The organism is Pseudomonadota bacterium (genome assembly GCA_026390555.1).
GTDB lineage: Bacteria > Bdellovibrionota_C > UBA2361 > UBA2361 > OMII01 > OMII01.
The window spans coordinates 36,055-43,051 of the sequence record JAPLFS010000027.1; the positions used below are offsets into that span (position 1 = coordinate 36,055).

5 protein-coding genes are annotated in these 6,997 nt (G+C 51.1%); 4 read left to right on the forward strand and 1 reads right to left on the reverse strand.

Features of this window, described 5'->3' with window-relative positions:
• The first annotated feature begins 44 nt into the window (after positions 1-44).
• The 3 genes from NTV65_03135 to bamA are packed head-to-tail and all read left to right on the forward strand — an operon-like array spanning position 45 to position 4,351.
• Positions 45-1,328, forward strand: a complete 1,284-nt coding sequence (locus tag NTV65_03135; protein ID MCX6114198.1) for an FtsX-like permease family protein — start codon at positions 45-47, stop codon at positions 1,326-1,328.
• Between the two features lie 15 nt (positions 1,329-1,343).
• Positions 1,344-2,039 (forward strand): ABC transporter ATP-binding protein, encoded by a 696-nt coding sequence (locus NTV65_03140; GenBank protein MCX6114199.1) that lies wholly within the window; start codon positions 1,344-1,346, stop codon positions 2,037-2,039.
• An 8-nt stretch (positions 2,040-2,047) separates the two neighbouring features.
• Complete coding sequence (bamA, locus tag NTV65_03145) at positions 2,048-4,351, forward strand: outer membrane protein assembly factor BamA (GenBank protein ID MCX6114200.1); 2,304 nt, start codon at positions 2,048-2,050, stop codon at positions 4,349-4,351.
• A 9-nt stretch (positions 4,352-4,360) separates the two neighbouring features.
• Here the strand turns inward: bamA and NTV65_03150 are convergent, their stop codons facing one another.
• Positions 4,361-5,566 carry a patatin-like phospholipase family protein gene (locus NTV65_03150; GenBank protein MCX6114201.1) on the reverse strand — a complete coding sequence of 402 codons (1,206 nt, stop codon included), beginning with the start codon at positions 5,564-5,566 and terminating at the stop codon, positions 4,361-4,363.
• Between the two features lie 257 nt (positions 5,567-5,823).
• Here NTV65_03150 and cmk point away from each other — a divergent pair, with 257 nt between their 5' ends.
• Entirely contained in the window at positions 5,824-6,561 is a 738-nt protein-coding gene (gene cmk / locus NTV65_03155; GenBank protein MCX6114202.1) for a (d)CMP kinase, read from the forward strand.
• The last annotated feature ends 436 nt before the right edge of the window (positions 6,562-6,997 follow it).

A 6,997-nucleotide genomic window follows, 5' to 3' on the forward strand; every position in this document is an offset into this window, starting at 1 on the left:
TGATTTCGTTGACGTATTCAGGATTGGTAGCTATCGTTCGTCTAATGACCTCCTGGAGTTTTTCACGAAAAATCGCTCTGCGGTACCTATGGAGCAGCCGCTCTGAGGCCTTCATCTCTATTATTACCATCATCTCAGTGCTCGGTGTGGCCATCGGCGTGATGGTTCTTAACATCGTTATGGCGGTGATGACCGGGTTTGAGAGCGAGTTACGCGAGAAGATAGTCGGAACCGATTCCCATATCGTTATTAGTAGTAGGGTCTCCGATCGGATAGATAACTGGCGTGATGTCGCGCGAACGGTTGGTGAGGTTGAGGGGGTTAGCTCTGTTTCGCCCTTTACCTACCAGCAGGTGCTAATTCGCTCTGAATCGCGGGCATCAGGGCTCCTTGTTAGAGGTATTGAGCAAGGCAGCGCCTCCGCCCAACAGATTAGCACCTACCTTGCTCCTAATCAGAGTCTCAAGACCCTTTTTAACCCCCCCGCAGTGACGGTCCTGATGTCCTCAGGCGAGGAGAGCGAGGCGCAGATTCCAGGAATTTTGATCGGGCGATCGTTAGCGCAGAGCTTGGGGGTGTTTGCAGGAACACCGATATCGATCCTCTCACCGCAGGTTAATTCGACACCCTTTGGATTAGTCCCGACCTTTCGACGATTTGTTGTGGTGGGGACATACAGTTCTGGGCTTGTGGAGTATGAGAACGGGGTTGCTTATATCAGTCTGGAGGAGGCTCAAAGGTTCTTCGATCTAAAGGGCGGCGTAACCGGGCTTGAGGTGCGCGTCACTGATGTGAATAAGGCCCCTCTAATCGCTAAGGTAGTGCTTGATAAGCTAGGGGGGGCAGGCGTGAACTACGTTGTACGTGACTGGACCGCAACAAATAAGCCCCTATGGGATGCGATACAACTTGAAAAACGGGTTTATTTTATCGTACTTCTTCTGATTATCGTAATGGCTAGCTTCTCTATTATAACCACCCTGATTATGATCGTCATTGAGAAGCGGAAAGATATCGCCATTATGAAGACCCTTGGGGCCTCAACTAAAAGCATCAGTCGGATCTTCCGAATCCAGGGCGCTGTAATTGGTGGATTGGGTACGATTATCGGGCTTGTGCTCGGATTTGCCGGATGTATCGCGCTACGTGAGTTCGGGTTCCCGATCGATGAGCGCATCTTCCAGATGTCAAAGCTTCCGGTGGTGATAGAACCTAGTAACTTTGCGATGGTTGGTATCGCAGCTTTTCTGATATGTCTCTTTGCCACCGTTTATCCGGCTCGTAGAGCCGCAAGGCTCGAGCCTAGTGAGGTGCTGCGATATGATTAGTTGTGTTGGTGCTCTATGCGCGTAGAGTTAAGGGATCTTACAAAGAGTTACCAGGATGCAGACCGTAAACTAACGGTGCTGAATGGGCTAACCTTTTCATTTCCAGAGCGGGGAACCGTTGCCATTATCGGGCGCTCCGGTATAGGAAAGTCGACCCTGATGCATTTAATCGGAGGGCTTGATCTTCCGACATCAGGCACTGTTCACTACGGCTCAGAGCGGGTTAGTTCCATGCCCCCAGATGAGCGTGCCACGTTTAGGGGCAAAAACGTTGGCTTTATCTTTCAATTTCATCACCTTTTGCCAGAGTTCTCTGCGCTTGAGAACGTTGCGTTGCCCCTTATTATGAGCGGAACGCAGGAGGGCGAGGCTAACGCAGAGGCCTCCCAGTTACTCGATCGCATGGGGCTTAAACAGAGGGAGTTGCACCTCCCTTCAGAGCTTTCGGGGGGAGAGCAGCAAAGGGTGGCGATAGCTCGTGCGCTCGTGGCTCGACCACGTGTTGTGCTTGCCGATGAACCAACCGGGAATCTAGATGTTAGCACCGCGGCAGAGGTGCAGAGGGTACTGCTCGATATGAACCGTGAGCTTAAAAATACCCTAATAGTTGTTACGCACAACGAGGAGCTAGCGCGCAGTATGGATCTCGTCGTTGAGATGTTGCCTGGCGGTGCGTTAGTTGAACACCAACGCTATAACAACAGCAGATAGGATCGAGCATGAATCTCTGGAAACGAACTCTGGTGTCTGTTTGCGTAGGGTTTTTACCGTTGTTGTTCGGTGCACGCGAGCTTTTAGCGCAGGGCGCAGAGAGCTACGTAGTTGAGGAGGTGGTAATTGCAGGCAATCGTCGTATAGATGCAAACGCCGTGCGTGCTCAGATTAAGAGTATTCCTGGTCGTGTGACCTCGGCGCAACTAACTGAGGATGTGAAGACGCTTTACAATTCAGGGTTCTTTGATCAGGTTACAGTTGGCATTGCTCCAAGATCTAGTGGGGGTGTAACCCTCACCTTTAATGTCTCCGAGAAACCGGTAGTAAGAAAGGTCTTTATCAAGGGCAACGATAAGATCTCAGAGAGTGACCTCTCTGAGGTGTTAAAGATCGAGGGGCGACGCTTTATCGATCGAAGTAAGATCCAGACCCTTACTCGCAAAGCGATCAGTTACTATAAAGGCCAGGGGTTTTATGACGCTGAGCTCGACTATTCTACCGTACCGGTAGATGATAACGAGGTTGATATTACCTTTACGGTTAAGGAAGGCGAACGCTATCACGTTAATGCCGTAACGTTGCAGGGGGTTGCAGAGCTAGATCAGAGCGAGATGTTATCGCAATTACAGATTAAGCGTTACAAATGGTGGAATTCTTGGCTGTTCGGTACCGGACGTGTTAACGATGAGATGATGGAGTCAGATAAGCAGATCTTGCGGCAGTATCTACTCGACAACGGGTATATCGAGGGGGGTGTTGGGGAGGCCTCGATTGAGAAGCGCGAGGATGGGCTGTACGTGGTGTTCGACATCACAGAGGGGCAGCAGTTTAAGATCGGAAAGATCTCAGCAACGGGCGATTTTGTTGAGGGCTCTGAGGACCTTACCCTGAAGGGCATCAAGAGTGAGATCGGTGAGGTCTTTAGCGCCAGTAATATTAGAAACGATATCTTTACCATCACCGATAAGTTTGGTGATGAGGGTTACGCCTTCGCCAACGTTGTTCCGAATACCATGCTTAACAAGGCGGAGGGTAAGGTAGATCTCTCCTTCGGCAGCACTAAGGGAAACTTAGTACGGGTCGATAAGATTACTATATCAGGCAACGAGAAGACCTACGACAACGTAATTCGACGTGAGCTTAAGATCGAGGAGCAACATCAGTACAATGGTAGCAAGATCAAACGCAGCCAGACCATGCTGCAGCGCCAGGGGATCTTCGATGAGGTTAGTATCTCGAATAAGCCCACCAACGACCCCTCCGTTATTGATCTAGATGTGCATGTAAAGGAGGCAACTACCGGTAGTTTTAGCGCTGGTGCTGGTTACTCAACGTCGAACGGCGCGCTCCTTAACACTAAGGTTTCTGAGAATAACCTCTTTGGAACCGGCCGAAAGGTTAATCTTAACCTAGATTTTGGTTCTCAGGTTACGAATCAGGTGATCTCATTTGATGATCCGCGTGTCAATGACTCATACGTTGCTGCCGGGGTTGATCTCTTGCGCACAACCCGTCAATACAACGATTTTAATCGAGAACTGGCGGGAGGAGCTACTACCATTGGATACCCGGGCGAGCCTCTCTTTGGAAAATGGGCAGAGGATGTTTCGGTCAACCTTAAGTATGAGCTGTTGCGTCTCAATATTCGTAATGTGAAAGATGACGCTGCGCAGCTTGTACAGAATTCGGTTGGGAACTCAAGTTCATCCTCTATGACTCCGGGAATAGTTCGAAATACGATTAACAATCCGATGAATCCAACCTCTGGATCAAAACAGAACCTTTCGATTGAGTTATCTGGGTTTGGTGGAGATCAGAGCTTCTATCTTTTTGAGGCGCGTAACGCCTGGTACCTGCCCCTAATTGAAGGTGAGTTCGGAGAGATCGTGCTTGCAGACCGCGCCTCATTTGGATACGGAGAGAGCCTGAACGACGATCCGTTCCCACTTTTTAGGCGGTTTTTTCCTGGAGGTATTAATTCCGTACGCGGCTATCAGAACAGAACTCTCGGCCCGGTTGATGTTAACGGTAAGGAGTACGGAGGAGCCAAGCAAATTATTAATAATGTTGAGCTTATATTCCCTCTAATTAACTCTGCCGGGTTCAAGGGAGTTCTCTTCTACGATTTTGGCCAAGCGTACGATGACGGAATGCAGATGAGAATTGAACAGCTTCGACAGGCTTGGGGCTACGGTATAAGGTGGGCATCTCCGATGGGGCCGATCCGTGTAGAGTTTGGTTACCCGATCGGCCGACAACCGGGAGAAGATGCTGTGCAGACCATGTTCTCGTTCGGGGCACCGATATAACGGAGCTGTTTAAGCTCCAACCAGGGTAGTTCCCTTTTCGCTGATAACAGTATCCTCTTCCTGCGCCATGAATGGATTGTGAGCACGACGACGAAGGAGTGAGAAGGTATCGTGGTAGCCGACCTCAATTAGTGAGTTTAGATACTCCGGATCAAGCGCTACGTAGGACATCACCTCATACGCAGCCTCTTCGCCCAATTTGGCCTTTACTAGGGTAAAGAGCGGCCACAGTGCCCCGCAGGCGTCCATAAAGCGTCTGTGCGAGCCACCTACCGACTGCTTTAAATATTGCCCTAGGCTGCCTGGATTTCGAATTGTGAGGGTCTCTGGTGGTCGCAGGCAGAAGGTATCCTCTGCGGCCGGAACCTCCCAGCTTGGTCGTGTGTCGTGCGCCTCGCCGTAGCGATTAAGCCACCAGGCCCGTCCTGAGATATCGATGATTATTAATCTGTGAGCACCAAGTCTTACGGCGGGATCGACCGGAATATTCTGGGATATGCCACCATCAACGAGTCGTACCTTGCCGAGATCGGTATCGAGTTCAACAGGGGGCAGGATTGAGGGCAGGGCGGCTGAGGCGAAGCCGTGCTTGGCGTTTAATTCATCTACGTAGCAGGTTTCAAAGGTCGCACCATCTACCTCTTCTGGCGAGAATTTGTGGTGAGAGCTGAGAAAAAGAAGGGGCTTTCTTTGTGGCCCATCCATTGTGGTCATAACGCCAACAGCTTTGAGCGAGGTGGCCCTCGATTGTGGATGAAGCCCACCGTTAGTCTTAATAACCGTATCGAGTATTATGTGTAGCGGCGAGGGATCTAGTACGGAGATATTAGAGCTGTAGGGGCCGGGTGCCAGATATTGTTGAGTAGCGATACGAACGGCGCGTAGAAAGGCGCGCGTGCGTGAGCCGGCAAAGGTGTTAGAGAAGGTCCGGTGTCGCCACAGATCTTCTAAGACATCAACACCGTGGTTAATACCGGTCTTGAGGCAGGCCCCAAGCACGAGTCCATTGACCGCTCCGATACTGCTTCCGAGGATGATTGAGGTGTTGTCGAGATCTTTGCCGAGCACCTGTGCAAGAGCCTTTAGTGCGCCAGCTTGATAGGCCGCGCGCACCCCACCACCGGACAAAACAATGCCAATGTCACTTTGATTTGGCTCAAGTGATTTACGGAATTTAACCGCTCTTTGTTCCTCAGATTGAGGGCGTTTCCTCATAAAAACCTTGAGGCCTGACTACTCCTTACTTCAGGGTGTCGGCATGCTGGGCCAGATCTTAACGTTCTGTGGCGCATTACTCTTTTATAGCTGTACTTATTTTATGGTATTACTCCAAGTAAGATGCCACAACAGGCCGATTAGATTGCAGAAAACGGTAACTATTCACCATATTTTACCACTACCTCATGCAATAGCATAGAGCCTCTGCGACTCCAGAACGGCAAGAGAGGTGCTTGTTAAAGGGGCCCTCACGTATGCTAGCCTGCTTTTATAGAGGAGAGCGGTCCTCGTTTGGAATTAGACTTATGGAGAGCGTAAAGCGCGGTGTAGTAACAGTTGATGGGCTCGGAGCCTCTGGCAAGAGCGCTCTGGCGAGGATGCTTGCCGATCGCCTTGGATTTGCACACCTGAACTCAGGTTTGCTTTACCGCGCAACGGCGTTCCTTGCTGAACGTGCAGGGCTCTCGTTAGATGATGGTACAAAGATAGCAGAGGAGCTTTTGAAGCATTCGGTCGCTCTTAAGCACGATGCGTTGCTGGGCGCGGTAGTGCTGATCAATGGAGGTCAGTATGAGGCTGAGCTTATGTCTCGGCGCATCTCTGAAGCTGCCTCGCAGGTTGCAAGGCACCAAGCTGTGCGTGCGCACCTCCTCGGCATTCAACAGACCGCCTTTGTCCCTATGGGGGTTGTCGCTGAGGGCCGTGATATGGGTACGGTTGTATTTCCCGATGCTAGGGTAAAATTCTTTGTTGAAGCGCGGCTAGAGGTGCGCGCCGAGCGACGGTGTGAGCAGTTGCGGCACAATGGGCAGGCGGCCGACCGAGATGGTGTTGCAAGTGAGCTTGAGGCGCGCGACCTGCGTGATGCAACACGAGCGACGGCTCCGATGAAGGCAGCCGAGGGCGCTATCATTATCGATAATTCAGATACAGCGCTCGAAGAAACTGTTAGGCGCATGTACGAGATCGTTAAGGCCAGCGATCTTAGGTAACTATTCACGGTTCCTCACCGATAAGTGTGGGTACATTAGATGGAAAACCCCTGCGCGGGAACGTGAACCGCTTCCCGTTACCTGCTCCCGCTCCGATACCAGCTCCGGAGAGGCTTCGCATCCGAAGCGGAGCCGGAATCAGGAGCGGTTCACGTTCAGGCGCACGGATTAACTTCGCAGCTTCTCTAGGGTTAACGCTACCCCGGCTTTATTGAGCTGAGTAGTTACGAAAGAGGATACAAAAAAAAGGTTCCTCACCGATAAGTGTGGGTACATTAGATGGAAAACCCCTGCGCGGGAAGCAGCGCACGTTCCAGCGCAGGGATTCAGCATCCATTATCTTACATTCTTCGACCGGCTTTTCTTCCATCTGCCGCGCATAGTTATGCCATCATCCAGTAGCTTCCCACTCACACTTATTGGTGAGGAACCCTAT